This window comes from Nocardia ninae NBRC 108245, assembly GCF_007990755.1.
Lineage (GTDB): Bacteria > Actinomycetota > Actinomycetes > Mycobacteriales > Mycobacteriaceae > Nocardia > Nocardia ninae.
Map to the genome: position 1 here is coordinate 21,270 of NZ_BJXA01000006.1, position 24,119 is coordinate 45,388.

Below are 24,119 nucleotides of genomic sequence, written 5' to 3' on the forward strand. Positions count from 1 at the left end.
TCCCAGCCGGGTTGTGTCGAATTGCCGGTCGGCCCTATGTCGAATCCGGGCCTGGATCGCCGCCTAGTCGAAGGCGGCAGCCTGCCGCACGCGCGGCGTCAGGGACCACCGTCGCGCCGCGCGCCGCATCGACCCCGCATCGGAGTAGCCGAGCAACTCGGCCTGACGTGATCGGCTGAGCGGTCCGCCGGACGTCGCTTCGCTGAGCCGGGCCGTACGCGCCCGATCCAGTTCCCGCCGCCACGTCGTGCCCGCCTCCATCAGCCTGCGTTGCAGCGTGCGCGGGCTGGTGGCCAGCCTGCGCGCCACCTGATCGAGCGAGACGTCACCGGTTTCCAGCGCGTCGGCCAGCGCCGCCGCGACCCGCTCCGGCCAGGCGGTGGCCAGCGGCGGCGGTGGCGGCAAGGCCTCGGCCAGCGGCTGCAGAATCGCGGCGAGCACCGGATCGCTGGTGGTCAGCGGCAGCTCCATGTCCGCTGCGCGGAAGACGATCGCGTCCACCGGAGCGTCGAAATCGATAGCGGTGGTGCCGAACACCTCCACGAACGTGTCCACTCTGGCGGGTGCGGACTGGCGCAGCGAAACCCGCAGCGGGACAACCGGCTCGCGGACCACCCGTCGAGCACGGCTGAGCACGGCGGCCAAGCCCCACAGCTGGGTGAGGTCGCGGCCGCGGCCCTCACCTCGGATCATGTCGAGATAGAGCGTCACTTCGCCGTCGTTCTCGGCGATCAGGTCGAAGCGATGGTTGGTGGTGACCGCGGTGACGTACGGCCCGCAGGTCGCCAGGCCCGCGCCGAGGGTGGGGGCGGTGGAGAACAGGTAGTCGTACAGGCCGAGGGTCGGCAGTTGATAGCGCCGGGCCACGTTCAGCGCGACGTCCGGATCGCCGAGGCCGTGCTCGCCGAGTTCCCACAGCCGGGAGAAGGTATGGCTCGGCAGGTGCACGTCGGCCCCGGCCATCGTCCACTCGGGCAGCCCGGTCTCGCGGATCAGCCGATCTCGATCGAGACCGGCCGCGCTGAGCTGAGAGATGACGAACCGGTGCAGCAAAACCTGATCGGTGCCCATCGCGTCCTCCCGCGCCGCCGCCGAACTGTGTGTGCGGCAACGCTATCGCCAGCGTGTTGATTCGTCATGGGGTTCATGTCACGGCTTGGTTAACCGCACGCGTTGACCCATTCGGATAGCCCGTCGGCGAACAACTGCCTTTTCCAGATCGGCACATCGTGCTTGATCCGGTCCACCAGCTCGGCGCAGGCGGTGAAGGCCTCGGCGCGGTGTGCGGCGGCGACCGCGACGACGATCGCCGCGTCACCGATGGTCAGCGCGCCGACCCGGTGCACGGCGGCCACCGGTACACCCGAGGACTCGGCCAGCTCGGCGCAGATCTTGTGCAGGAAGCGCTCGGCATCGGGATGCGCGGAGTACTCCAGCGCGGAGACGGCTTGTCCGCCATCGTGGTCGCGCACCTTGCCGGTGAACACCACGACGGCGCCGTAGTGCGGGCCGGTCACCGCCGCCTCGACCGCAGCGGGGTCCAGCGGCTGGTCGCTGATCCGGGCCAGCCGGACGGTGGGCTCAGTTGTTGTCATGGTTTCCGCCTCCGGCGACTTGCGCGAGCAGATGATCGAGCAGCGGTTCGAGCACCGCGATGCCGTCTTTGACGCCGCCGGGGGAGCCCGGCAGGTTGACGACCACAGATCGACCGGCCAGTCCGGCCACGCCGCGGCTGAGCGCGGCCAGCGGGAACTTCGCGGTGCCGCGCTGGCGAATGGCCTCGGCGACGCCGGGCAGTTCGCGGGTCAGCACGGCGAGGGTGGCCTCGGGGGTGGCATCGGTGGGGGAGGCGCCGGTGCCGCCGGTGCTGATCACCAGCGCCGGTTCGAGGCGCAGCGCGTCGGCCAAACCGACGGCGATGTCGGCGTCCGCGTAGACCAGCGGTCCGCGCACCGAGAAGCCGAGTCCGGCAAGCCATTCCGCGAGCACGGGGCCGGTGGTGTCGATGCGGGTGCCCGCGGCGGCGCCGGTCGAGGCGACGAGGACGACGGCAGAGGGCGAGTTGGCTTCGATAAAGCTTTGCGCAGGTTGGGTTTTCGCATCGCTCGCTTCGACTTCGGTTTCGGCCAGATGTGCTGGGCTGGAAGCACTCTGGGCGGACTCCGAGGTCGGGGGAGCTGAATGATGGCCGCCTGCTGCGGAACTGGACTCGCGGGCCTTGCCGACATGCCCGATGGAGTCGGCATCATCGGCATCGGAATCCGGCCGCACCCAGTGCCCGTGCTTGCCACCCTCTTTGGTGAGCAGCCGCACTCCGTTCAGCGTCGCCGCCGGATCGACCGCCTTCACCATGTCGTGCAGCGTCAGCCCGGCCACCGCAACGGCGGTCAACGCCTCCATCTCGACGCCGGTGGGCCCCTTGGTCTTCGCGGTCGCCTCGATGGTGATCGAGCTGTCGGTGAAACCGAACTCGACCTTCACCGAGGACAGCGCCAGCTGGTGACACAGCGGGATCAGTTCCGAGGTCTTCTTCGCACCGGCGATGCCCGCGATCCGTGCGGTGGACAGCACGTCGGCCTTGGGCATGTCGTCGGCGCGCACCAGCGCGATCACCTCGGCGGTGGTCAGCAGCTCTCCGGCGGCCACCGCGATCCGGGTGGTGTCGGACTTGGCGCTCACGTCGACCATGCGGGCCCGGCCTTCGCCGTCCACATGGGACAACTCACTCATCGAATACTCCTGGGACACGGCGGATCACAGCGACCACACTCGCACAGCGCTGCCCGCGGGCAGCGCGGTGACCTCGGCCGGAACGTCGATGAGCACGTCCGCCCAGGCCATCCCCGCGACGAGATGCGATCCGGGCCCGGACACCAACTCCACCGCGTCCGGCGTGCAGAGGTGGTCGGACTTCGCGCGAATCAGCTTGCCGCGCAGGAACTGTCGCTTGCCCTCCGGCGAGCGGGCCACCTCGTTGCGCAGCGGCAGCTCGTAGCTGTCGACCGGCGCCAGCCCCGCGAGGCGACGCAGTATCGGCCGGGCGAACACCTCGAACGACACCATGGTGCTCACCGGATTACCGGGAAAACTCAGCACCGGAACACCATCGACGACGGTCAGCCCCTGCGGCCCGCCGGGCTGCATGGCGACCGAGCCGAACAGTCCGCCGAGCGGCGCGAGGACATCCTTGACCACCTCGAAGTCGCCCTTGGACACGCCGCCGGAGGTGAACACCACATCGGCGGAGTCGGTCGCGGCGCCCAGCAGCTTGCGGAACTGGTCGGGATCGTCGGTGCTGTGCTCGACCGAGACGACGTCGACCCCGTTCGCGGTGAGCGCGGCGGCCAGCGCGATGCCGTTGGAGTTGTAGATCTGCCCGGGGCGCAGCGCACTTCCCGCCGGGACCAGTTCGTCGCCGGTGGTGATGACCGCCGCGCGCACCGCGCTGAACACCGACACGGTGGGCAAGCCGACCGCCGCGAGCGCCGCGATGTGCCGCGGCTCGAGCCTGGTGCCCGCGTCGATGAGCAGGTCACCGGCTCGCACATCGGTGCCCGCCTCGCGCACGAATTCGCCGGTGCCGCGCCCACGTTCGATGGTGACGGTGCCGTCGTCGGCGTGGGTGTCTTCGACCGGGACCACACAGTCCGCGCCGGGTGGGATCGGCGCGCCCGTCATCACCTTGATCGCGGCGCCGGGCGGCAGCGGTGTCTGTCCGGCATTGCCCGCCGCGACGATCCCGGCCAGCCGCAGCGTTACCGGTGCGGCCGCCACGGACTCGGCGCGCACCGCGTAGCCGTCCATCGCCGAATTACGGAACACCGGCAGGTCGACCGGCGAACGGACATCGTCGGCGAGCTGCCTGCCCAGTGCGGCGGGTACCGAGGCGGCTTCGACCGAGCGCGCGGCCAGTGGCCGCAGCAGCTGTTCGATGCTGTCCCGGTACTCGTCGACGGGCCGGGCCGAGACGCTGGCAGGCCGAGGGTTCATTCGGCAAGCGTAACGTCCGTGCAACGGCGTCAATAGGCTGTCCGGCTTGTGCGAACCTCACAATCGCAAGGTGCGTGCAGTGCGCGATTCCGTACCTTCCGCGACTGACCAACGGCGAGCAAAGGTCATAATGGACAGGTGACTCTGGTCGAGATGGGGATACCTGCCGTGCGTTCCGGGCGTCCCTCGCTCGATGGGCGCCCCGATACGCCCTTCCTGCTGGACCGATTCGGCCGGGTGGCCCGCGATCTGCGCGTGTCCATCACCGAGAAGTGCTCGCTGCGCTGTACGTACTGCATGCCTGAGGAAGGGCTGCCCGCGATACCGAAGGACGAGCTGCTGACCGTCGCGGAGATCGTGCGCCTGGTGACCCTGGCGGTCCGCGAGCTCGGGGTGCAGGAGGTCCGGTTCACCGGCGGCGAGCCGTTGATGCGGCGCGACCTCGAACAGATCATCGCGGGCTGTCACGAACAGGTGCCGGACACGCCGCTGGCGATGACCACGAACGGCGTCGGGCTCGAGCATCGCGCCCGCGCGCTCGCCGCCGCCGGGCTGCACCGGGTGAACGTCTCGCTGGACACGGTCGACCGGGCCGGGTTCGCCAAGCTGACCCGCCGCGACCGGCTCGGCTCCGCGCTGGCAGGCATTCGGGCCGCCCGCGATGCCGGGCTGGCCCCGGTCAAGGTGAACGCCGTGCTCATGCGCGAAACGCTGTCCGGCGCGGCGGATCTGCTGCAATGGTGCCTGGACGAGCAGTGCGCGCTGCGGTTCATCGAGGAGATGCCGCTCGACGCCGACCATGAATGGGCGCGCGCCAACATGGTCACCGCCGCCGAACTGCTCGACGTGCTCGGCGCTCGTTTCGAGCTCACCGCGGCAGGCCGCGCCGACCCGTCCGCTCCCGCCGAGACGTGGCTGGTCGACGGCGGCCCCGGCACCGTCGGGATCATCGCCTCGGTCACCCGCAAGTTCTGCGATACCTGCGACCGCACCCGCCTCACCGCCGACGGCATGCTGCGCTCCTGCCTGTTCAGCGACCAGGAATACGACCTGCGCCAGGCCCTGCGCGCCGGCGCCGACGATGCCGAACTCGCCACGCTGTGGCGCGGCGCGATGTGGAACAAGTGGGCGGGTCACGGCATCGACGCCGAGGGCTTCGTCCCGCCGGAACGCACGATGGGAGCTATCGGTGGTTGAGATCCGCTATTTCGCCGCCATCGCCGACGCCGTCGGCAAGGACCGCGAGACGCTCGAGTTCCCGGTCGGCGCCACCGTCGCCGACCTGCGCTCGATGCTGTCCGCCTCGTATGGGCCGGATCTGGACAAGATGCTGTCCGCCTGCGCCTATCTGGTCGGTGACGAGCTGACCCGCGATCCGAAGATGGCGTTGACGCCGCAGGTGGATGTGCTGCCACCGTTCGCAGGCGGGTGACCGGGTACCGCATGTAGAGAAACCACTGTCGCGTTCGTCGTCCAGGTAGCGAGGGGTATCGGACTCCTCGGATTCCGGGAAGGATGACGATCATGCACTACCTGGCGACATTGGTAGGACGCGGCGACGAGCCGGAGGTGGAGCCCGGCTCGCCGGAGTTCGTGGCCGAGGTCGAGAAGTACGAGGTGTTCGAGGCGAACGCGGGTGCGGCGATCGCCGGCGGCGCTCCGCTGTATCCGGTGGAGACCGCGGTCAACATCCGGCACGCCGGCGGCCGCACGCTCATCACCGACGGTCCGTTCACCGAGCAGGCCGAGGTGGTCGGCGGCTTCATCGTGTTCGACTGCAAGGATCTCGACGACGCCATCCAGCTCGCACGCCAGGCACCCGCGGCCGAACAGGGTGCGGTCGAACTGCGACCGATGATCCAGTGGCAGTCGCAAGGCCTGCCGGGCGCGGACTGGTGGCTCGCGCTGCTCTGGGAGCGGCCGGAGAACGTCATCGCGCCGGGCACACCCGAATGGGATCCGGCGGTGGCCCTGCATCAGGAGTTCGGTACGGCCGCTGCGGCGGCGTTGCGCGGCAGCGGCGCGGTGCAGCCGCCGACAACCGCGACCACGGTGCGGGTCCGGGACGGCCGATTGCTGCTCACCGACGGACCCTTCGCCGAGGCCGAGGTGATCGACGGACTGTATATGTTCGTGGCGAAAGACCAGGCCGAGGCGACCGAGATCGCCGCCCGGATTCCGTGTGGCGCGACCGGACGGGTGGAACTGCGTCACCTCGTCGACCTCGAAGAGTGACAGTGCCGATTTTTTTCGACGGTTCCGGCCGCGCGTCTCGATCGGTCTACCTGCGCGGCGTAGGGCAAGTAGAAAAATGCACGCACCGTTCGTCGTCTGGGTAGGGACGGGTATCGGACCCCTCTATTCGAGGAAGGTTGGGCGACCATGCACTACTTTGCGACGATCGTGAGCAGCGAGTCAGACCCCGCCAACAAGCCGGGCACACCCGAGTTCGCCGCAGGTGTCGAGAAGTACGCGGCATTCCAGGAGCAGGCCGCGGCGGCGATCGCGGGCGGCGCGCCGCTGTTCCCGGTGGACACGGCGATCAATGTCCGGCGCGACGGGGACCAACTCTTGGTCACCGACGGGCCGTTCACCGAGCAATCGGAGGTGGTCGGCGGCTTCTATGTCTTCGACTGCCCGGATCTGGACACGGCCGTCGAACTCGCCGGTCGGATTCCGACGGCCGCGCGGGGTTCGGTCGAGGTGCGTCCGATGGCGATGTGGACGCCGCACGAGCAGCCGGGCGCCGACTGGTGGACCGCGCTGCTGTGGGAGAGCGACGTGATCGAACCGGACACCCCCGAATGGGCCGCTGCGGTCGCCGAACACGAGCGGTTCGGCGAACAGGTCGGTGACGTGATCCGTGGCGGCGGCGCATTGCGGCCACCGGCGACCGCGGTCACCGTGCGGATGCGCGACGGGCAACTGTTGCGTACCGACGGGCCGTACACCGAGGGCGCGGAAATAGTCGACGGCGTCTACGTCTTCACCGCGACCGGCCCCGCACAGGCCGTGGAGATCGCGGCCGAGATTCCGCGCGGGGCGAAGGGGCGTACCGAAGTTCGCCGCATCGTCGACGTCGGCTTCTGACCGTGCCTGGCTCGGCCGCATCGATCGACGGCGTCTACCGCGCCGAATTCGGCCGGGCCGTGGCCACGCTCGCCCGGCTGGTCGGCGATATCGGGCTGGCCGAGGACGCGGTGCACGAGGCGTTCGCCGACGCACTGCGCAGCTGGCCGAGCCAGGGCGTGCCGTCGAATCCGGGCGCCTGGATCACCACCGCGGCGCGCAATCGCGCGCTGGACCGGCTGCGGCGTGAATCGCTCCGGGGTGGCAAAGAGCAGGACGCCGTGCTGCTGACCGCGCCGAGTCCGCTCGGCGCGCCGAACGAGGAGATGGACGTGTCGCCGGTGGCCGACGATCAGCTGCGCATGATCTTCACCTGTTGCCATCCGGCGCTGTCGCCCGAGTCGCAGGTCGCGCTGACGCTGCGGCTGGTGTGCGGGCTGCGGACGGCGGAGATCGCCCGAGGTTTCCTGCAGCCGGAACATACTGTGGCCCAACGTCTCACCCGCGCGAAGGCGAAGATCAGGTCGGCCGGTATTCCGCTGCGGGTGCCGCCCGCGCACCTGCTGGCGGAACGCACGCCCGTGGTGCTGGCATGCGTCTATCTGGTCTTCACCGAAGGCTACTTCGCCACCTCGGGACCGGCCGCTGTCCGAGATGAACTGTGTGACGAGGCGATTCGGCTCGGCAAACTGTTGTGCGGGCTGCTGCCGGACGAGCCGGAGGCGCGGGCACTGCTCGCGCTGATGCTGCTCAATGACAGCCGCAGAGACCAACGCCGCAGTGCCGGAGGAGAATTGGTGCCGATCGAGGACCAGGACCGGTCCGCGTGGAATCGGGCCCAGATCGCCGCGGGGTTGCGCTGTCTGGTCTCCGCCGCCGCGGACGGTACCGGTCCCTACCTTGCCCAAGCGAGGATTGCTGCCGCACATGCCACCGCGCCGACGTGGAAGCAAACTGATTGGGCCGCAATAGTATCCGGCTACGACGAGCTGCTCGGATACTCGGACTCGCCGATGGTCGCGGTGAATCGGGCGATCGCCGTCGGCTTCCTGCGCGGGTTCGACAGCGGTCTCGCCGCACTCGACGAGATCGCGGACCATCCGCGCCTGGTCGCCTCGCATCTCGTCGCCGCGACCCGCGCCGACCTGCTTCGCCGCGCGGGGCGCCATGCGGAGTCCGTGACGCACTATCGCGTCGCACTGGAGCGCACGGCCAACGAGCAAGTCCGCCGCTTCCTGTCTCGGCGCCTCGCCCAAGTAGAAACAGCTGCGGGACAAGATCTTACAAAGCCATAGACACATGCGCATTCATCTATATATCCTGGTGGCGACACAAGGAGGGAGAGTGCGATGGCAGTAGGCGCACTGATTTTGTATGTGGTCTTCGCCGCGGCGGCGTTCGGCTGGCGGAGCTGGTGGCAGTGGCGCCGCACGGGGTCGACCGGGTTCCGTGGCATCGGCGGTCGCCCGGGTTCGCTGGAATGGCTGGCCGGCGTGGGGGTCGTCGTGGCCTTCGCCGTCGGGCTGGCCGCACCGATACTTCAGCTGACGGACGTGCTGGACCCGATTCCGTTGCTGGACAAGAAGTTCGTGTCCTGGGTCGGGGTCGTTGTCGCAGTAGCCGGCATCGTGGGCACGCTGTACGCGCAGCGAGACATGGGGGAGTCCTGGCGAATCGGCGTCGACGCCACGGAGCGCACGACCCTGGTGCGATCCGGCGTCTTCGGCCTGGTCCGCAACCCGATCTTTACCGGAATGTTCACCTTCGCGGTAGGCGTCACGCTGATGGTGCCCAATCCTGTTGCGGTGGTGGGCTTCCTGCTACTCGTCGGCGCGATCGAACTACAGGTACGAGTGGTGGAGGAGCCGTACCTGCACAAGGTCCACGGCGACCACTACCGCTCCTACGTCGCTGAGGTCGGCCGCTTCGTACCCGCCGTCGGCAGGCGATAGGACCAGCCGCACACCTTTCGATGTCCCGCACCGACAATCGCATGCGATTCCCGGTGCGGGACATCAGAAGTGGTGCGGTTGTCGGCTAGTCGCGCCACCAGGTGTCGAGCGGGGTGACCGGGACGGTCCGCTTGTGCCGGGTGTTGAGGTAGATGGACTCGATCCGCTCGGCGACCTCGGCGGTGACGTCCTTGCCCTCCAGGTAGTCGTCGATCTCGCGGTAGGTGAGGCCGAGGGCCTCCTCGTCGGGCAGCGAGGGCTTGTCGTCCTCCAGGTCGGCGGTGGGCACCTTCGACCAGATGCTCTCCGGAGCGCCGAGCTCCTGCAGCAGCGCCGCACCCTGGTGCTTGGTGAGCCCGGTCAGCGGGGTGAGGTCGACGCCGCCGTCGCCGTACTTGGTGAAGAAACCGGTGACCGCCTCCGCGGCGTGGTCGGTACCGACCACGAGCAGATTCTGCTGCCCGGCGATCGCGTACTGGATCACCATGCGCTCGCGCGCCTTGATGTTGCCGCGCACGAAATCGCGCAGCTTGTCGATCTTGAGGGCGGAGGCCACCTCGCCCGCGGTCGCGTTCGCACTCGGCCGCACGTTCACCGATACCGTCTTGTCCGGCTGGATGAAGCGCAGCGCGGCGCGCGCATCGGCCTCATCGGACTGCACGCCATAAGGCAGGCGCACGGCGACGAACGTCGCGTCCGCGCCGTCGGCCCGCAGTTCCTCGACCGCGAGCTGGCACAACCGGCCCGCCAGCGAGCTGTCCTGCCCGCCGCTGATGCCGAGCACGAAACCCTTTGCGGGAGTGGCGTTCAGATAGTCCTTGAGGAAATCGACCCGGCGCCGTACCTCGTCCTTCGGCTCGATGCTCGGTTGAACGCCCAACTCGGTGATGATCTGTTCGCGCAGGTTCCGCATGGCAGCCCACTTTACTGTCGATTCACCGTGAGACAACGCGACGAACGATTGCTTCCCAGTTGTCGCCGATCTGATCGCGGCTATACCCCTGCGCGCGCATCTGATGCATGACGAGCGCGGCACTGAGTGTGCTGAGTAGGCTGTCGGCGACCAGCGCGAGCTCGCCGGGCACTTTCGCCTCGCGCAGCAGCACCGTCACGTGCGCCTTGAGCAGCATGTAGGGCGCGCCGGAGTAGCGGTCGCCCGCCTCGCCGATCTCCGCGGCTCGGTACAGCTCGCCCTCCACATCGATGTCGAGCAGGCGGGCGCGGCCGAACGCGACGAGCCGCTCCACCGGCTCCGCACCGGGTCCCAGCGGCGGCGGCCCGAACATGAACGCCTGCTGGGCTTTGCGTTCGGAGTGATCCAGCAGCGCCATCAGCAGTCCGGACCGGCTACCGAACCGGCGGAAGACGGTGCCCTTGCCGACCCCGGCCCGCTTGGCCAGCGCGTCCATCGTGAGCCCGTCGACCCCCTGCTCGCGCACCAGTTGTTGCGCGGCGTCGAGCAGTAACTGCCGGTTGCGTGCCGCGTCGGCGCGTTCGGTGGGTTCGGACGTGCCGGGAAGGGGCGCGCCGATGCCGAGCAGCGGACGCTCCCCTGGGGCGGGGAGATCCGATATGGGGTAGCTCACAGCACTCACGCAATCTCCGCGGGAAGTAATCGGACCGTGGTCCGGTTATCTGTCAGTGAAAGTTCGGACACTACCCACTCAGTACACCAGGAGTCGTCATGAGTCAGACCCGCATCCTCGCTCTCGTCGGAAGCCTGCGTGCCGCTTCTATCAACCGTCAGCTCGCCGAGACCGCTGTGCAAACCTCGCCGGAGGGCGTTGAGATCACCCTCTTCGAAGGTCTCGCCGATATTCCTTTCTACAACGAGGACATCGATGCCGAGGGTTCCGTGCCCGCCGCGGCCCAGGCGCTGCGTGACGCTGTCGCCGCAGCGGACGGTCTGCTCGTCGTGACTCCCGAATACAACGGCAGCCTGCCGGGCGCGCTGAAGAACGCCATCGACTGGGTCTCCCGTCCGTACGGCGTCGGCGCGATCAAGGACAAGCCTGCCGCCGTGGTGAGCGCGTCGATCAGCCCGAACGCCGCGCAGTGGGCGCACGGCGACACGGTCAAGGTGCTCGGCGTCGCGGGTGCCCGCGTGGTGGAGTCCGCGCACCTGCACTTCGCCACGATCGGCGAGCGATTCGGCACGACACACCCGCGTGAGGATGCCGAAGCGCTCACGGAATTGGCCGCCACCGTGCACGAGCTGGTCCAGGCCACTCGCGGTGAATTGGCCGCCGTGTAAGCTTCCGCTCCGGTCTTCTCGAGGGTCATCTCCACGCGGTGGAGGTGGCCCTCTTCGTCTGCGCAGGGAGTTTGCTGGAAATCAGCTACGGTACGAAATTGTGATCTGCACCACGGTCGTGTCGGGTTGCGAATCGAGCATCCAGGTACTTACCGCGTTCGAATTTCACCAATGTGACTCGCAACATGTCGTGTCGGATGAATCTGTCGGCCACTAGGTGTAGTGTCTTCGGTACTGGAAGACGGCATGACACCCCGCTCTGCGAGCCTCGGCCCGAAAGGGCTGAGCAGGGGATTCGCGGCCAGATCCAGGAGTTTGCGCAGCAAGGTCGGATCGTGCACATACGGATCACAGGCTGTGGATCAGGCACAAGGAGAAGAGGGAGACCAATGACCGTCACCGTGTACACCAAGCCCGCTTGCGTCCAGTGCAATGCCACCTACAAGGCGCTCGACAAGGCCGGGGTGGACTACGAGGTGATCGACATCTCCGAGAACGACGAGGCACGTGACTACGTCATGGCCCTCGGCTACCTGCAGGCCCCGGTCGTCGTGGCCGGTGAGGATCACTGGTCCGGTTTCCGGCCCGATCGCATCAAGTCGCTCGCCACCGTGGCGGCCTGACCGCTCGCGCACTCCGTCCTCCGAGAGGAGAGGTGACCGTGTCCGACGACAATGCTTACGGTCCCGCCGCTCCGGCACTGGTCTACTTCTCCAGCGCCTCGGAGAACACGCATCGCTTCGTCGAGAAGCTGGGTCTCCCGGCAACTCGCATTCCACTGCACACCGCCGATTCGCTGCGCGTCGACGAACCCTTCGTGCTGATCGTCCCCACCTACGGGGGCGGTCGGCACGTTCTGGGTGGGAACAGATCCGACAAGGATTTCGTGCCGCGGCAGGTCGCCAAGTTCCTCAACGACCCGCACAACCGCGCCCTGCTGCGCGGCGTGGTCGCGGCGGGAAACACGAACTTCGGCGATACCTACTGCTACGCGGGAGACGTGATCTCCCGCAAATGCGGCGTGCCGTACCTGTATCGCTTCGAACTCATGGGAACCGCCGAGGACGTCGAGCGCGTCCGAGAAGGATTGGGATTGTTTTGGCAACAACAACGACAGCACCGGCCGGAAAAACGGCTCGCTTAGAGCAGTCTGCCGCCCGCAGTGCGGACACCGCCGAGGTCATGGACTACCACGCCCTCAACGCCATGCTGAACCTGTACGGCCCGAACGGCGAGATCCAGTTCGACAAGGACCGCGAGGCCGCGCATCAGTACTTCCTGCAGCACGTCAACCAGAACACCGTCTTCTTCCACAACCTGGAGGAGAAGCTGGACTACCTGCTGAAGGAGAACTACTACGAGCCGGAGGTACTGGACCAGTACAGCCGTCCGTTCGTCAAGCAGCTGTTCAAGCAGGCGTACGCCAAGAAATTCCGGTTCCCCACCTTCCTCGGCGCGTTCAAGTACTACACCTCGTACACGCTGAAGACGTTCGACGGCAAGCGCTACCTGGAGCGGTTCGAGGACCGCGTCTGCATGGTCGCGCTCACCCTCGCCGCCGGTGACGAGGTGCTCGCGGGCAAGCTGGTCGACGAGATCATCGACGGCCGCTTCCAGCCCGCCACCCCGACCTTCCTCAACTCGGGCAAGAAGCAGCGCGGCGAGCCGGTGTCCTGCTTCCTGCTGCGCATCGAGGACAACATGGAGTCCATCGGGCGCTCCATCAACTCCGCGCTGCAGCTGTCCAAGCGCGGCGGCGGTGTCGCGCTGCTGCTCAGCAACATTCGCGAGCACGGCGCGCCGATCAAGAAGATCGAGAACCAGAGCTCGGGCGTCATCCCGATCATGAAGCTGCTGGAGGACTCGTTCTCCTACGCCAACCAACTCGGCGCGCGCCAAGGCGCCGGCGCGGTGTATCTGCACGCGCACCACCCCGACATCTACCGGTTCCTGGACACCAAGCGGGAGAACGCGGACGAGAAGATCCGCATCAAGACCCTCTCGCTCGGCGTGGTGATCCCCGACATCACCTTCGAGCTGGCGAAGAAGAACGAGGACATGTACCTGTTCTCGCCGTACGACGTGGAACGCATCTACGGCAAGCCGTTCGCCGACATCGACGTCACCGAGAAGTACTACGAGATGGTCGACGACAAGCGGATCCGCAAGTCGAAGATCAAGGCGCGCGAGTTCTTCCAGACCATCGCCGAGTTGCAGTTCGAATCCGGTTACCCGTACATCATGTTCGAGGACACGGTGAACCGGGCCAACCCGATCGCGGGCAAGATCACCCACTCGAACCTGTGCTCGGAGATCCTGCAGGTGTCGACGCCGTCGGTGTTCAACGACGACCTGTCCTACGCCAAGGTGGGCAAGGACATCTCGTGCAACCTCGGGTCGCTCAACATCGCCAAGACGATGGACTCACCCGACTTCGCGCAGACCATCGAGACCTCGATCCGGGCGCTCACCGCGGTGTCGGACCAGACGCACATCTACTCGGTGCCCTCGATCGAGCAGGGCAACAACGAGTCGCACGCCATCGGCCTCGGCCAGATGAACCTGCACGGGTACCTGGCTCGCGAGCGGGTGCACTACGGGTCCGAAGAAGGCATCGACTTCACCAACATCTACTTCTACACCGTGGTCTACCACGCGATTCGGGCGTCGAACCTGATCGCGAAGGAGCGCGGCACCTACTTCGGTGGCTTCCCCGAGTCCAAGTACGCCAGCGGTGAGTACTTCGACAAGTACACCGATCAGGTGTGGGAGCCGAAAACCGAGCGGGTGGCCCAGCTCTTCGCCCACGCCGGGGTGCAGATCCCGACGCAGGCCGACTGGCTCGAGCTCAAGGCCTCGGTCATGGAGCACGGCATCTACAACCAGAACCTGCAGGCCGTCCCGCCGACCGGGTCGATCTCCTACATCAACCACTCCACCAGCTCCATCCACCCGGTGGCGTCGAAGATCGAGATCCGCAAGGAAGGCAAGATCGGCCGCGTCTACTACCCGGCGCCCTACCTCGACAACGACAACCTCGAGTACTACGACGACGCCTACGAAATCGGCTACGAGAAGATCATCGACACCTACGCCGCCGCCACCCAGCACGTGGACCAGGGCCTGTCGCTGACCCTCTTCTTCAAGGACACCGCCACCACCCGCGACCTCAACCGCGCGCAGATCTACGCGTGGCGCAAGGGAATCAAGACCCTCTACTACATCCGCCTGCGCCAAATGGCCTTGGAGGGAACCGAAGTCGAGGGTTGCGTGTCCTGCATGCTGTAGGAGACACACCCGATCCGTAACTCGCGAAAGCCTCAGTGCCATTGCCGCACTGAGGCTTTCGCGGTCGAACGGTCTATGCGGTGCACGTCCAGACGTGGTACGGAGCGTCCGCTGCGTCGCCCCACGCCCGCCCGGTCAGTCGCTGCATCATCTCGAAGACGTAGTCCTCACCGAGCGGGGCGGGCGCCGCGACCTCCTCGGAGAGGCTGTCGCCGAACTCGTCGACCGGCACGCCTTCGGCATACATGATTCGGCGCACGGGTTTCCCGTCGACGTACCACGCGAAGCCGTGCAATGTCGCGACACTGTTCGTCACCCAGGCCAGCGTGCGGCCGGTGGATGTAAGTGCCAGTGCTGCTTCATCATTGAAGGCCGCGCGAAGGGCAGGATCGGCGATGAAGGTCCAGCCGTCGAGCTCGGTGATGCCATAGTCGCAGGGTCGCCGATGCACGGTGTCCAGGTCGACGGTTTCACCGGTGTCCTGTGGTTGTCCGGGTAGCCGAGCCGGATCCAACGATCCCTCGACGATCAAGCCGTTCACTTTCCAGCCCACGTTCAACCTTTCCTCATGCCTGCCTTAGCCCGCCGTCGTGGACATCCTGCCAGTCGATTTCGGCACGGGCGCTAGGTAGAGCTGGGTGGTAAGGCACCTGAAGTCAAGGCAGCGGTGGCGGACTGTGCGACCGCGTTGGCGAGAACTGTTGTGCGGGTGGGGTCTTCGTCCAGCATGATCTGCCAGGCGAAGAGCGGGCCCAAGAGCAGGGCGTGCACGAGGGCGGGGTCGGGGCGGTGCGGTAGTTCGCCGCGCGCTACCGCACGGTCGAGCAGTGTGGTGATGACCGAACGTTCCACGGCGAGATAGGAATCGGTGAAGCGGACCGCCAGCGCCGAATCGGCGTGGATGTCGGCGAGCAGCCCGGCCATCACACCGGCGGCGGACTGGGCGAGCTGGTCGCTGATTCGGGTGACCAACTCGGTGATGTCGCCGCGTAGTGAGCCGGTATCGGCCGGTGGGGCCTCGTCCAGGTCGTGCAGCAGGACAGCGAAGATCATCTCCTGTTTGGTCGCATACCTGCGGTAGATCGCCGCCTTGCTGATCTCGGCGCGCGCGGCCACGGCATCGACGGTGAGCGTCGCGTAACTCTGCTCGGCCAGCAGCGATCGGACCGCAGCGGCGATGGCGTGATCTACCCGACTATCCCGAGGACGCCCTCCCGCTTGTTTCGGTTTCGACATGCTGGCATCATACGAGACTGTCAGTATCGATACTGACAGTCTCGTATCTGATCGCGGCGTTTGCCTGGTCAGACAGATGGAGGACACATGGAACTCACCGAACAGCGCATCTCCGCCGGCTGGAGAGGCATGCGATCGACCAAGGTCGCCGGCTGGATAGCCACCGCCTTCGGCGCCGTGCACATCGTTCTCTCCCCGGTGGGCGTCCGCGACACGTGGTCGCAGGCCGTGTCGGACGGCTGGTGGAACACCTTCACCCTCGATGAGTCGACCACCCTCGCCCAATACGAACGCTCCGAAGCACTCTGGATCTCCCTCGCCAGCTTCGGCGTCCCCATCTTCGTCCTCGGCTGCTACATCCTCTGGTCAGCCCGCCAAAACCACCGCGTACCAGGATGGATCGGCTGGCTAATCCTCATCTGGGCCCTACTCCTGACCACCGCAGTCCCCGCGTCCCCCGCCTGGGCCCTCCTGCTATGCGGTGCTTTCCTTATCCTCGGTGACAGCAAGAAAACCACCCCCACCTTCCCTCTCGGCACTGACGCAGAAGGTTCCGCACTGAGCAGCATGTCGCGCTGAGGAATTCAGCGGAAACACGGCTGGGCAGCACACCGAACCCATGAGCCGTCGGTCGACCGATCACGGAGACCTGGTGGTGGCACGGCGCCGCCACCAGGCCGTGATCCCCTGTCCAACAGGGTCTCTCGAATACCGCCAGTCAAAAACTACGATCGTCATGGCCGCGCCTGGCCGCCACTCAGCAGTGCCAATGCATGGTGATTTCCCGTGATCTCCATGCCTCGGTTACCGGGGTCTGGACACATCAATACGGTTGCCTGGAAAGACGATCACCTGCATGGTGACAATGTGCGAGCGGTAGGGGTGGACGATGCGGGATTCATTGTGCGAGAAGGGTCGCTGAGCGCGGTGCAGCCTGAGTTCGTCCCGGTCGTGGATCGGGCACGTTCGCTGATTGCCGAGAGCTTCAGCGTTCGCCGGATGCACAGCGCCTACCTGTACGGCAGCGTCCCCCGCGGCACCGCCATACCGGCACTCTCGGACCTCGATCTGCTGATCGCGCTACGTGACGAACCCACTGACGGTGACCGCTCGGCCGCCGACGATCTCGCCGTAGCCCTCGATGCCTTCTCTCAGATCAATGGCGTCGGAATAGAGCTCGCCAGCACGTCGAAGTTGTTGAGTGAGCTGGAACGGTACAACCTTGGTTGGTTCGTCGCGTGCTTGTGCACTCCGCTACTCGGCGAGGATCTTGCCCGGCAACTTCCTCGATATCGGCCGACCACGATGCTGGCCCGGGAGACCAACGGGGATCTCCCCGACGCGATCGCGTCCTGGCGCGACCAGCGCGTCGCAGGACTTACCACCGCCCAGTCCTTGCGTCTCAGCCGATCCGCCGCCCGCCGAATCGTGCGCACCGGCTTGACCCTGGTGATGCCGCAATGGGGCGGCTGGACAAGTGATCTCGAACTATCGGCCGAGATCTTCGCCCATTACTACCCGGAACGCGGAACGCAGATGCGGCTTGCTGCTACCACCGCACGCACTCCGACCGCCGACTGCGCCGTTCTGGATCTCCTCATCGACGACCTCGCCGACTGGTTGGCGATCGAGTACCTCCGTGTCCACGGAGCGAAGACCCCGCGACCCTGAGCGTTCCCGCGCACGAGTGGAGAAACCTACCTGGGCGGAGAAATTGTGCGGCCCGGCCGTGAGCCAACGGCCGGGGCACGCCTGTTTCCCCCGCTAGCGGTTGCGGTCAGGAACTCAGGCAGGAGGGGGCGGGCAGGGCTTGCCGTCGAGGTCGGACGGGGGCGGCAGCGGGCGGCCGTCGGGGCCGAGGGGTGGGGGCAGGGGCTTGCCGTCGGCGCCCAGCGGTGGGGGCACGCATCCGTTGTTCGACGGGGCGGCCTGCTGGTCCAGTTGTACGTGCAGACCTGGTGCGGCGGGGGTGGCGGCGGCCGATCCGGCGGCGATCAGGCCGGAGCCCATGATCGCGGCGGACGCGACGACGATGGCCGTGCGGAGTCTCATAGAAATTCCTGTCTCGAATGCTGTTGTCTTTCATGGCTTTAGACGTGCAGCATCCGAGACGGTTCCATGGCGATGGAGAATGTGTCCGGCGTCACATTCCTGACGGTCTGCTCTTGCCTCGTCGCGCGAACGCGTTAGGCGGTCACCTCCGGGGCGACCGCCTAACGCACACACTCAGCGCAGAGCGGGCGCGACCTCGCGCTCGAACAGCTCGATACCCGAGGTGTCGTAGGCCGACTCGGGGAAGTTGAAGATGGCGTAGCCGAGGCCGAGATCCCGTATGGCGGACAGCTTTTCGATGACCTGCTCCGGGGTGCCGGTGGCGGCGGAGGTGCGGAACATGCCGTCGACGTAACCCTTGGCCTGATCGTCGCCGATCGCCGGGACCAACTTTGCCTGGATCGCCGAAAGACGTTCTTCGACCTCGGCTTCCGTGGCAGCGAGCACCGCGTTGAAGTTCGAGGAGCGCACGATGGCGTCGAAATCGGTGCCGACGTCGGCGCAGTGGGCGCGCAGGATCTCGGACTTCTGCGTGAACTCTTCCGGCACATTGCTGAAGTTGGTGTACTGGGCGTACTTCGCCGCGATCCGCAGCGTCTTCTTCTCACCGCCGCCCGCGATCCACAGCGGAATCCCGCCTTCCTGCAACGGAAGTGGCCGCACGATGGCACCGTCGACCTGGTAGTGGACGCCGTTCAACGTGGCCTTGCCCTCGGTCCAGGCCTGCCGGAAGATCTGCACGCCCTCGTCGAGCCGGGCGAGCCGTTCGCCTGCCGTCGGGAACCCGTAACCGTAAGCGCGCCATTCGTGTTCGTACCAGCCGCCACCGATGCCCATCTCGACCCGGCCGCCGGAGATCAGGTCGACGGTCGCGGCGACCTTCGCCAGATACGCCGGATTGCGGTAGCTCATCGCGGTGCACATCTGCCCGAGCCGGATCCGCGAGGTGGACGCCGCGAACGCCGACATGAGCGTCCACGCCTCGTGCGTCGCCTCCTCGGTCGGCACCGGAACCGTGTGGAAGTGGTCGTACACCCACAGCGACTCCCAGATGTCACCGGCGTCCGCGCGTTGCGCGAGGTCCCGCATCACCCGCCACTGCTCCGCCGGTTCGATACCAACCAGGTCGTGCCGCCAGCCCTGCGGGATGAAGATGCCGAAGCGCACAGATTTCTCCTTCGTGTATGTACCCCAAACCTAACCAATCATCCCGTGATGGGCCGACCGAGGCGCGGTGACAGGCGCAACGCTGGTCGCGCGGGACGGGGTGGGGGAGCGGTCGGCCGGTTGATCAAGCTGCTGGTTTCTCCCAGACGGAGACGTGCTTGCGGCTTTCGTGGGTGAAGGGGGTGCGGGTCCAGTCTGTCCAGCGGTGGCGTAGGCGGAGGCCGGCGAGTTGGGCCATCAGGTCCAGTTCGGCGGGCCATACGTAGCGGAACGGGATGGATCGGAATTCGCCGCGGCCGTCGATCACTTCGATGTAGTTGGAGCTCATCTGCTGGGTGGCGACGTCGTAGTGGTCGAAGGCCCAGCGGGTGGGGCTGCGCTGGAACGGGACCATGGTCTGGCCGGGTGGCAGACTGCGCAGGTCGGGAACGCCGACCTCGATGACGAAGCAGCCGCCGGGTGCGAGATGGGTTGCGGCGTTGGCGAAGCAGGCGACCTGATCGGCTTGGGTGGTCAGGTTCATGATGGTGTTGAACACGAGGTAGGCGACGGAGAATGGGCCGTCCACGCGGGTGGTCGCGAAGTCGCCGATCGTGACATCGAGCGCGTCGCCGCCGGGCTTGGCGCGCAGCCGGGCGACCATCGCCTGCGACAGGTCGATGCCGTGCACCGGGACGCCGCGGCGCGCGAGCGGTAGCGCGATGCGGCCTGTGCCGATGCCGAACTCCAAGGCTCGGCCGCCGTCGGCGAGCTCCGCGAGGAGGTCGACAGCCGGTCCGACGACGTCCGGTTCGAACATCGCTGCAGACGACTCGTCGTACCGTGCCGCTACCTGCTCGCCGAAGTGATCGTCCATAGCCGGAACGTACCGCGCCGAATGCGCACGGCGCACGTGCTTTTCACGCGGTCGTGTCGAGGGTGCCCGGCTCGCGGGTATCCACTCGCCCCGCGACGTCGGTGTGCCGACCGCTATGTCGTCGGTGTGGCGAGCCGACTGCGTGCAGCGGCCGCCGAACGGGCAGTAGGTTCATACGGTTACATCGCAGCGCGCCGAACGGTCAGCGGTGTGCGACTATGCGTTCGATCCCGACCGATCAACGATCACGACGCTGCCAAGTCGTCCAGTACTGATCATCGGTAGGCGGAGAATCCTTGGGCGGCAGGACAATCGGGTCCGGCTCGGGCGTGATCTCCGGCGCCACCTCGTTCGTCGGATAAACGTGCGAACTGTGCGTCGGCGTAGTTCCGGTCCACGCGGTGTGTTCGATCGCGTGCCCGGCGAAGTGCAGTTCCAGCAGCTCGGCACCGCGCAATGTGCCGCCCGCAGCGGCAAATCCGGCGGCCACCCGGGCCGCACCGTCCCGGCAGGTCATCGCCTTTTCGATCCCGGCGCGCAGGTGCGCGACAGTGAGCCGCTTGGCGGACAGCCAGGTGCCCGCCGCATTGGTGACCACCCGCCGCGCGACCTCGGACTGGCTCCGCCCGAACGGCACCACACACACCGGAACCCCTGCGGCCAAAGCCTTTTGGGTAATGCCCATACCGCCGTGTGTGACCACGACAGCAGCCCGATCCAGCAACAGATGGTGTGGCACGAACTGTTCGACCCGCGCGTTCGGCGGAACAGTCAACGTCGCGGCGTCGACGGCGCCCGCGGTGACGACGGTGTACAGCCCACTGTCGGCCAGCGCGTCCATCGCGACCTGCGCGAGTCTGCCGTCGTCCTGGAACTCGGTCGAACAGGTGACCACTGCCAGCGGCCGGTCGATCTCGTCGAGCCAGCTCGGTGGCTCGGCGTCCGGCGCCCATAGGCCCGGCCCGATCTGGTGCACCGTCGGCGGCCAGTCGCTGTGCACGTCGTCGAACGGCGGCGCGGTGAAGTTGAGCGTCAGCGTGGGCTGGCGCAGGTAGTCCTCGGTGTTGTCCAGCGGATCCAGTCCGTAGTACTGGCGCATGTGATTGAGCTGCGGCAGCACTTCGTTCCATCGCCGGGTGAGAAACCAGCGCAAGCTGCGGTCGCGGACCCGGCCGAGCAGGTCCGTCTGCGGTCTCAACCCAGGTCCGAACGGTGGCGAGTCGCGCGAGGGGATCGGCAGCAGCATCGCGGCCCACGATGCCCACGGCAGCCCACTGGCCGAGGCCAGGATCTGCGCGCCGGGTGCGGTGACGTCGATCAGCAGCGCGTCCGGCCGCTCGGCGATGATCGCGCTGCGCAGGGCCTGGATCTCGTCCGGGATGCGGGCGACCAGCGCGCGGACGGCTGCGCGCAGGGCCGGGATCCGCGACGTGGTCGCCCAGTCGTCGAGCGTGTTCGCCGCCAGCGTGGGCGGCAGTTCGCGCACGGTGATGCCGAACGGATCCAAGGCCTCTCGGCTGCCGGGCAGTGTCAGCACGGTCACCTCGTGGCCGCGCGATACCAGCTCAGCCAGAACCGGTGCGACCGGATACAGGTGTCCTTTGGCCGGTGACGTGAACGCCAGTATTTTGGTCATACGACAGGCTAACTTGTAGCTAATAGCTTCGTCACCCGTCTGGCCATGCGTTATCGGCCATAGAGCCGGATCGTTGCATGTGGTTTGATGAGGACTTTGCGCTTGATGAGACCGGTTTTCGACCGTTTGACCAGTAGTCGGTCTGTTGGCTGTCGGCGGAGGAGGCGCATGGTCCGCAAAGTCCTCGAACGCATGACTCGTCCTCAGCAAATCACTGGCTGCCCGTGCTGGGCATGTCGGTTTCACGGACCGCTGCTGTCGATGAACCGCTGCCGTCGCTGCGGCCCGAAATTCATTGGCGTCGGCCGGGTAGTCCGAGTCATGCTCGAACGCACATGAAAACAGCGAAACAACCTCGACTCGGCGTCGATTTCGGCCGAGTCATCCAGGGGGCAGCCCTGCGACCGGGGGATGACGACACGGTATTCCTCTCCGGCGGCCTCGGCGAGGCACTGCGCACACCGCCCAGCCCCGACGCCTTCGACGTGTTGCCCCGGCTGGTCCGGCGCTTCGGAGGTCGAGCGTGGGTGATCTCCAAGTGCGGGGTGCGGATCGAACAGCGCACCCGGCAATGGCTCGACCACCACGACTTCTATGACCACACCGGAATCCCGCGCGACAACCTGCGCTTCTGCCGCAAGCGCGCCGACAAGGCGGGGCACTGCGCGGACCTCGGCATCACACACATGATCGATGACCGCATCGAGGTACACAACCATCTGCGTGACCACGTGCCACACCTCTTCCTCTTCGGCGCGCAGGCAGGTCCGGTGCCCGACTGGGTGCATCACGTGCCCACTTGGCTAGCCACGGAGACCGCCGTCACCGCCACGCTCACGCCGGAGTGGTCAACTGACCAGCACGATCGTTCGTGGTGAGCACTTCAACCGATTGGCTGTATCCTGCACAGGGATGCTTTCGCATCCGATCAACGTTTCAGTGATGGTGCGGACACGTCAGGTCTGCGGCAGCGACGAGAAGGAGGTGGGGTTGCCATGCGCAGCGAACCTCCCAGTCGAAGGCCGCGCGGCGTCGCCCCTTCGCATTCCTGAGTAGTCAGCGACGGTGGGGGCCGACGCCCGCGCGGTGTGAATTTTCGCGCTCCCATTCACTCACGCTTATTGCTGAGGACACCCCATGTCGCAGACCGATGTCATCGAAGTACGTCCGTCGCTGTCCGAATCGCTGCAGGACATCGCCGACACCCACCGCGTCGACGCCGCGCTGGCCTGGCTCGACACCCATCCGCCGCACGTCATCGCCGACCAGCTGGCCCGGATGGACGCCGTCCAGGCGGGCATGGCGTTCCGGCTGCTCGACAAGGACCTGGCGCTGGCCGTCTTCGAAGAACTCGAACCGGTCGACCAGCAGCAGATCCTGCAGGGCCTGCGCGACCAGAGCTTCCGCGACCTGATCGAGGGCATGGCGCCCGACGACCGGGCCCGCATGCTGCGCGAGGCCCCCGCCAAGGTCGCCAAGAAGGTACTCGCCGGGTTGAGCCCGCGCGAGCGCCGGATGACCGCCGCGCTGCTCGGCTACCCGGAGGGTTCGGCGGGCCAGTACATGACCCCCGAGGTGGTCGCGCTGCCGCAGAACCTGACCGTCGCCGAGGCGCTGAGCATGGTGCGCGCCAAGGGTGCCAACGCCGAAACCGTCTATACGCTGCCCGTGGTGGACGCGGGCAGGCGGCTCACCGGCATCGTCGAACTGCGTGAGCTGGTGCTCAGCAAGCCGGACACGATGATCGCCGAGCTGGTCGTCACCGAACCCGTCTGCGCCCGCGCCACCGACTCCGCGGAGAAGGCGGCCCGGCTGATGCGCGAGACCAACGACATCAACATGCCCGTCGTCGACAGCGAGAACCGGCTCGTCGGCCTGCTCACCATCGACGACGCCGTCGAGGTCATCGAGGCTGCGGACAGCGAGGACGTGGCCAGGCAGGCCGGCTCGGCGCCGTGGGAGGGCCATTACATGGCGGCGGGGGTGTTCCAGCTGGCCCGCTACCGTGCGATGTGGTTGCTGCTGTTGCTGTTCGCCGCCACCCTCACGGTCAGCGTCACCGACATGTTCGAGGGCACGCTGCAGCAGGCCGCCCATCTCGCGCTGTTCATTCCGCTGCTCATCGGCGCGGGTGGCAACGCGGGCGCCCAGGCCGCCACCGCTTGTGTGCGGGCGCTCGCGGTCGGCGAGGTGCGGGTCACCGACCTGTTGAAGGTGATCTGGCGCGAGTGCCGGGTCGGGTTGGTGCTCGGATCCATGCTCGCCGCGGCGGGATTGGTGATCGGCGGGCTGTTCGTCGACCTGCGCGTCGCGTTGGTCGTCGGCATCACGCTGGTGCTGATCTGCGGGTGGGCCGCCACCATCGGCGGCACCATGCCGCTGCTCGCCAAGAAGCTGCGGATCGACCCTGCAGTGGTGTCCGCACCCATGGTCACCACCCTGGTCGACGCCACCGGGCTCATCATCTACTTCACCACCGCCAAGCTGGTCCTCGGTATCTGAGCGCTGGTCGGCGCATGTTCGACTCGCGCTGACCGGATCTCCCAGGCAAGCCGCGGCCACCCGTACCAAGGTGGCCGCGGCTTCGGCATGTAGCGGAACTTCACGTGACAGCACATA

At 66.9% G+C, this 24,119-nt stretch carries 26 protein-coding genes; 14 read left to right on the plus strand and 12 right to left on the minus strand.

What is annotated here, in order from left to right:
* Window positions 1-63 precede the first annotated feature (63 nt).
* The 4 genes from NN4_RS06845 to NN4_RS06860 form a co-directional block, all read right to left on the minus strand.
* Window positions 64-1,071, minus strand: a complete 1,008-nt coding sequence (locus NN4_RS06845; RefSeq protein ID WP_147129124.1) for an AraC family transcriptional regulator — start codon at window positions 1,069-1,071, stop codon at window positions 64-66.
* An 89-nt stretch (window positions 1,072-1,160) separates the two neighbouring features.
* Window positions 1,161-1,595 carry a molybdenum cofactor biosynthesis protein MoaE gene (locus NN4_RS06850; protein ID WP_135232657.1) on the minus strand — a complete coding sequence of 145 codons (435 nt, stop codon included), beginning with the start codon at window positions 1,593-1,595 and terminating at the stop codon, window positions 1,161-1,163.
* Window positions 1,582-2,730 carry a bifunctional molybdenum cofactor biosynthesis protein MoaC/MoaB gene (gene moaCB / locus NN4_RS06855; RefSeq protein ID WP_147129125.1) on the minus strand — a complete coding sequence of 383 codons (1,149 nt, stop codon included), beginning with the start codon at window positions 2,728-2,730 and terminating at the stop codon, window positions 1,582-1,584. Before moaCB ends, NN4_RS06850 begins: the two co-directional genes overlap by 14 nt.
* Before the next feature lie 24 nt (window positions 2,731-2,754).
* Window positions 2,755-3,990 (minus strand): molybdopterin molybdotransferase MoeA, encoded by a 1,236-nt coding sequence (locus tag NN4_RS06860; RefSeq protein ID WP_147129126.1) that lies wholly within the window; start codon window positions 3,988-3,990, stop codon window positions 2,755-2,757.
* Between the two features lie 138 nt (window positions 3,991-4,128).
* Between NN4_RS06860 and moaA the strand changes: the two genes are divergently transcribed.
* From moaA to NN4_RS06890, 6 genes are all read left to right on the plus strand, one after another.
* Entirely contained in the window at window positions 4,129-5,187 is a 1,059-nt protein-coding gene (gene moaA, locus NN4_RS06865; RefSeq protein WP_246180744.1) for a GTP 3',8-cyclase MoaA, read from the plus strand.
* Complete coding sequence (locus NN4_RS06870) at window positions 5,180-5,422, plus strand: MoaD/ThiS family protein (RefSeq protein ID WP_147129127.1); 243 nt, start codon at window positions 5,180-5,182, stop codon at window positions 5,420-5,422. Before moaA ends, NN4_RS06870 begins: the two co-directional genes overlap by 8 nt.
* Window positions 5,423-5,514: 92 nt before the next feature.
* Window positions 5,515-6,225 carry a YciI family protein gene (locus NN4_RS06875; protein ID WP_147129128.1) on the plus strand — a complete coding sequence of 237 codons (711 nt, stop codon included), beginning with the start codon at window positions 5,515-5,517 and terminating at the stop codon, window positions 6,223-6,225.
* Between the two features lie 168 nt (window positions 6,226-6,393).
* Complete coding sequence (locus NN4_RS06880; protein WP_246180745.1) at window positions 6,394-7,080, plus strand: YciI family protein; 687 nt, start codon at window positions 6,394-6,396, stop codon at window positions 7,078-7,080.
* Between the two features lie 2 nt (window positions 7,081-7,082).
* Window positions 7,083-8,354, plus strand: a complete 1,272-nt coding sequence (locus NN4_RS06885; protein WP_147129130.1) for an RNA polymerase sigma factor — start codon at window positions 7,083-7,085, stop codon at window positions 8,352-8,354.
* Between the two features lie 54 nt (window positions 8,355-8,408).
* Window positions 8,409-9,011 carry a methyltransferase family protein gene (locus NN4_RS06890; protein WP_147129131.1) on the plus strand — a complete coding sequence of 201 codons (603 nt, stop codon included), beginning with the start codon at window positions 8,409-8,411 and terminating at the stop codon, window positions 9,009-9,011.
* A gap of 85 nt (window positions 9,012-9,096) precedes the next feature.
* On the opposite strand, the gene nadE is transcribed toward NN4_RS06890, so the two are convergent.
* Both nadE and NN4_RS06900 read right to left on the minus strand, forming a co-directional pair.
* On the minus strand, window positions 9,097-9,924 hold the full coding sequence (gene nadE / locus NN4_RS06895) for an NAD(+) synthase (RefSeq protein WP_147129132.1): 828 nt from the start codon (window positions 9,922-9,924) through the stop codon (window positions 9,097-9,099).
* 22 nt (window positions 9,925-9,946) lie between these two features.
* Complete coding sequence (locus tag NN4_RS06900) at window positions 9,947-10,543, minus strand: TetR/AcrR family transcriptional regulator (protein ID WP_147129227.1); 597 nt, start codon at window positions 10,541-10,543, stop codon at window positions 9,947-9,949.
* Window positions 10,544-10,695: 152 nt separating this feature from the next.
* Between NN4_RS06900 and NN4_RS06905 the strand changes: the two genes are divergently transcribed.
* The 4 genes from NN4_RS06905 to nrdE all read left to right on the plus strand — a co-directional run bounded on the left by NN4_RS06905 (window position 10,696) and on the right by nrdE (window position 14,553).
* The gene (locus NN4_RS06905) at window positions 10,696-11,265 is read left to right on the plus strand and encodes an NAD(P)H-dependent oxidoreductase (protein WP_147129133.1); all 570 of its coding nucleotides are present in this window, start codon (window positions 10,696-10,698) and stop codon (window positions 11,263-11,265) included.
* A gap of 389 nt (window positions 11,266-11,654) precedes the next feature.
* Window positions 11,655-11,888: a redoxin NrdH gene (locus NN4_RS06910; RefSeq protein ID WP_069163300.1), complete on the plus strand. Its 234-nt coding sequence runs from the start codon at window positions 11,655-11,657 to the stop codon at window positions 11,886-11,888.
* A 38-nt stretch (window positions 11,889-11,926) separates the two neighbouring features.
* Window positions 11,927-12,409: a class Ib ribonucleoside-diphosphate reductase assembly flavoprotein NrdI gene (nrdI, locus tag NN4_RS06915; protein ID WP_147129134.1), complete on the plus strand. Its 483-nt coding sequence runs from the start codon at window positions 11,927-11,929 to the stop codon at window positions 12,407-12,409.
* Window positions 12,410-12,447: 38 nt separating this feature from the next.
* On the plus strand, window positions 12,448-14,553 hold the full coding sequence (nrdE, locus tag NN4_RS06920; protein ID WP_222595004.1) for a class 1b ribonucleoside-diphosphate reductase subunit alpha: 2,106 nt from the start codon (window positions 12,448-12,450) through the stop codon (window positions 14,551-14,553).
* A 73-nt stretch (window positions 14,554-14,626) separates the two neighbouring features.
* Here the strand turns inward: nrdE and NN4_RS06925 are convergent, their stop codons facing one another.
* Together NN4_RS06925 and NN4_RS06930 are read right to left on the minus strand one after the other, a co-directional pair.
* Entirely contained in the window at window positions 14,627-15,106 is a 480-nt protein-coding gene (locus NN4_RS06925; protein WP_147129136.1) for a hypothetical protein, read from the minus strand.
* A 71-nt stretch (window positions 15,107-15,177) separates the two neighbouring features.
* Window positions 15,178-15,789 (minus strand): TetR-like C-terminal domain-containing protein, encoded by a 612-nt coding sequence (locus NN4_RS06930; protein ID WP_147129137.1) that lies wholly within the window; start codon window positions 15,787-15,789, stop codon window positions 15,178-15,180.
* A gap of 87 nt (window positions 15,790-15,876) precedes the next feature.
* On the opposite strand from NN4_RS06930, the gene NN4_RS06935 reads away from it, so the two are divergent.
* Window positions 15,877-16,368, plus strand: a complete 492-nt coding sequence (locus NN4_RS06935) for a DUF6463 family protein (RefSeq protein WP_147129138.1) — start codon at window positions 15,877-15,879, stop codon at window positions 16,366-16,368.
* 288 nt (window positions 16,369-16,656) lie between these two features.
* On the plus strand, window positions 16,657-17,460 hold the full coding sequence (locus NN4_RS06940) for a nucleotidyltransferase domain-containing protein (RefSeq protein ID WP_147129139.1): 804 nt from the start codon (window positions 16,657-16,659) through the stop codon (window positions 17,458-17,460).
* Between the two features lie 114 nt (window positions 17,461-17,574).
* Here the strand turns inward: NN4_RS06940 and NN4_RS06945 are convergent, their stop codons facing one another.
* The 4 genes from NN4_RS06945 to NN4_RS06960 all read right to left on the minus strand — a co-directional run bounded on the left by NN4_RS06945 (window position 17,575) and on the right by NN4_RS06960 (window position 21,500).
* Window positions 17,575-17,841: a hypothetical protein gene (locus tag NN4_RS06945; RefSeq protein WP_147129140.1), complete on the minus strand. Its 267-nt coding sequence runs from the start codon at window positions 17,839-17,841 to the stop codon at window positions 17,575-17,577.
* A 174-nt stretch (window positions 17,842-18,015) separates the two neighbouring features.
* Entirely contained in the window at window positions 18,016-19,008 is a 993-nt protein-coding gene (locus NN4_RS06950; protein WP_147129141.1) for an LLM class F420-dependent oxidoreductase, read from the minus strand.
* Window positions 19,009-19,132: 124 nt separating this feature from the next.
* Window positions 19,133-19,864: a class I SAM-dependent DNA methyltransferase gene (locus NN4_RS06955; protein WP_147129142.1), complete on the minus strand. Its 732-nt coding sequence runs from the start codon at window positions 19,862-19,864 to the stop codon at window positions 19,133-19,135.
* A 238-nt stretch (window positions 19,865-20,102) separates the two neighbouring features.
* Window positions 20,103-21,500 carry a glycosyltransferase gene (locus NN4_RS06960; protein WP_147129143.1) on the minus strand — a complete coding sequence of 466 codons (1,398 nt, stop codon included), beginning with the start codon at window positions 21,498-21,500 and terminating at the stop codon, window positions 20,103-20,105.
* 335 nt (window positions 21,501-21,835) lie between these two features.
* Between NN4_RS06960 and NN4_RS06965 the strand changes: the two genes are divergently transcribed.
* Together NN4_RS06965 and mgtE are read left to right on the plus strand one after the other, a co-directional pair.
* Entirely contained in the window at window positions 21,836-22,378 is a 543-nt protein-coding gene (locus NN4_RS06965) for a hypothetical protein (protein ID WP_186818307.1), read from the plus strand.
* A gap of 259 nt (window positions 22,379-22,637) precedes the next feature.
* A complete protein-coding gene (gene mgtE / locus NN4_RS06970) occupies window positions 22,638-24,002 on the plus strand; it encodes a magnesium transporter (RefSeq protein ID WP_147129144.1) in 1,365 nt (454 codons plus the stop codon).
* Window positions 24,003-24,119: the final 117 nt, after the last annotated feature.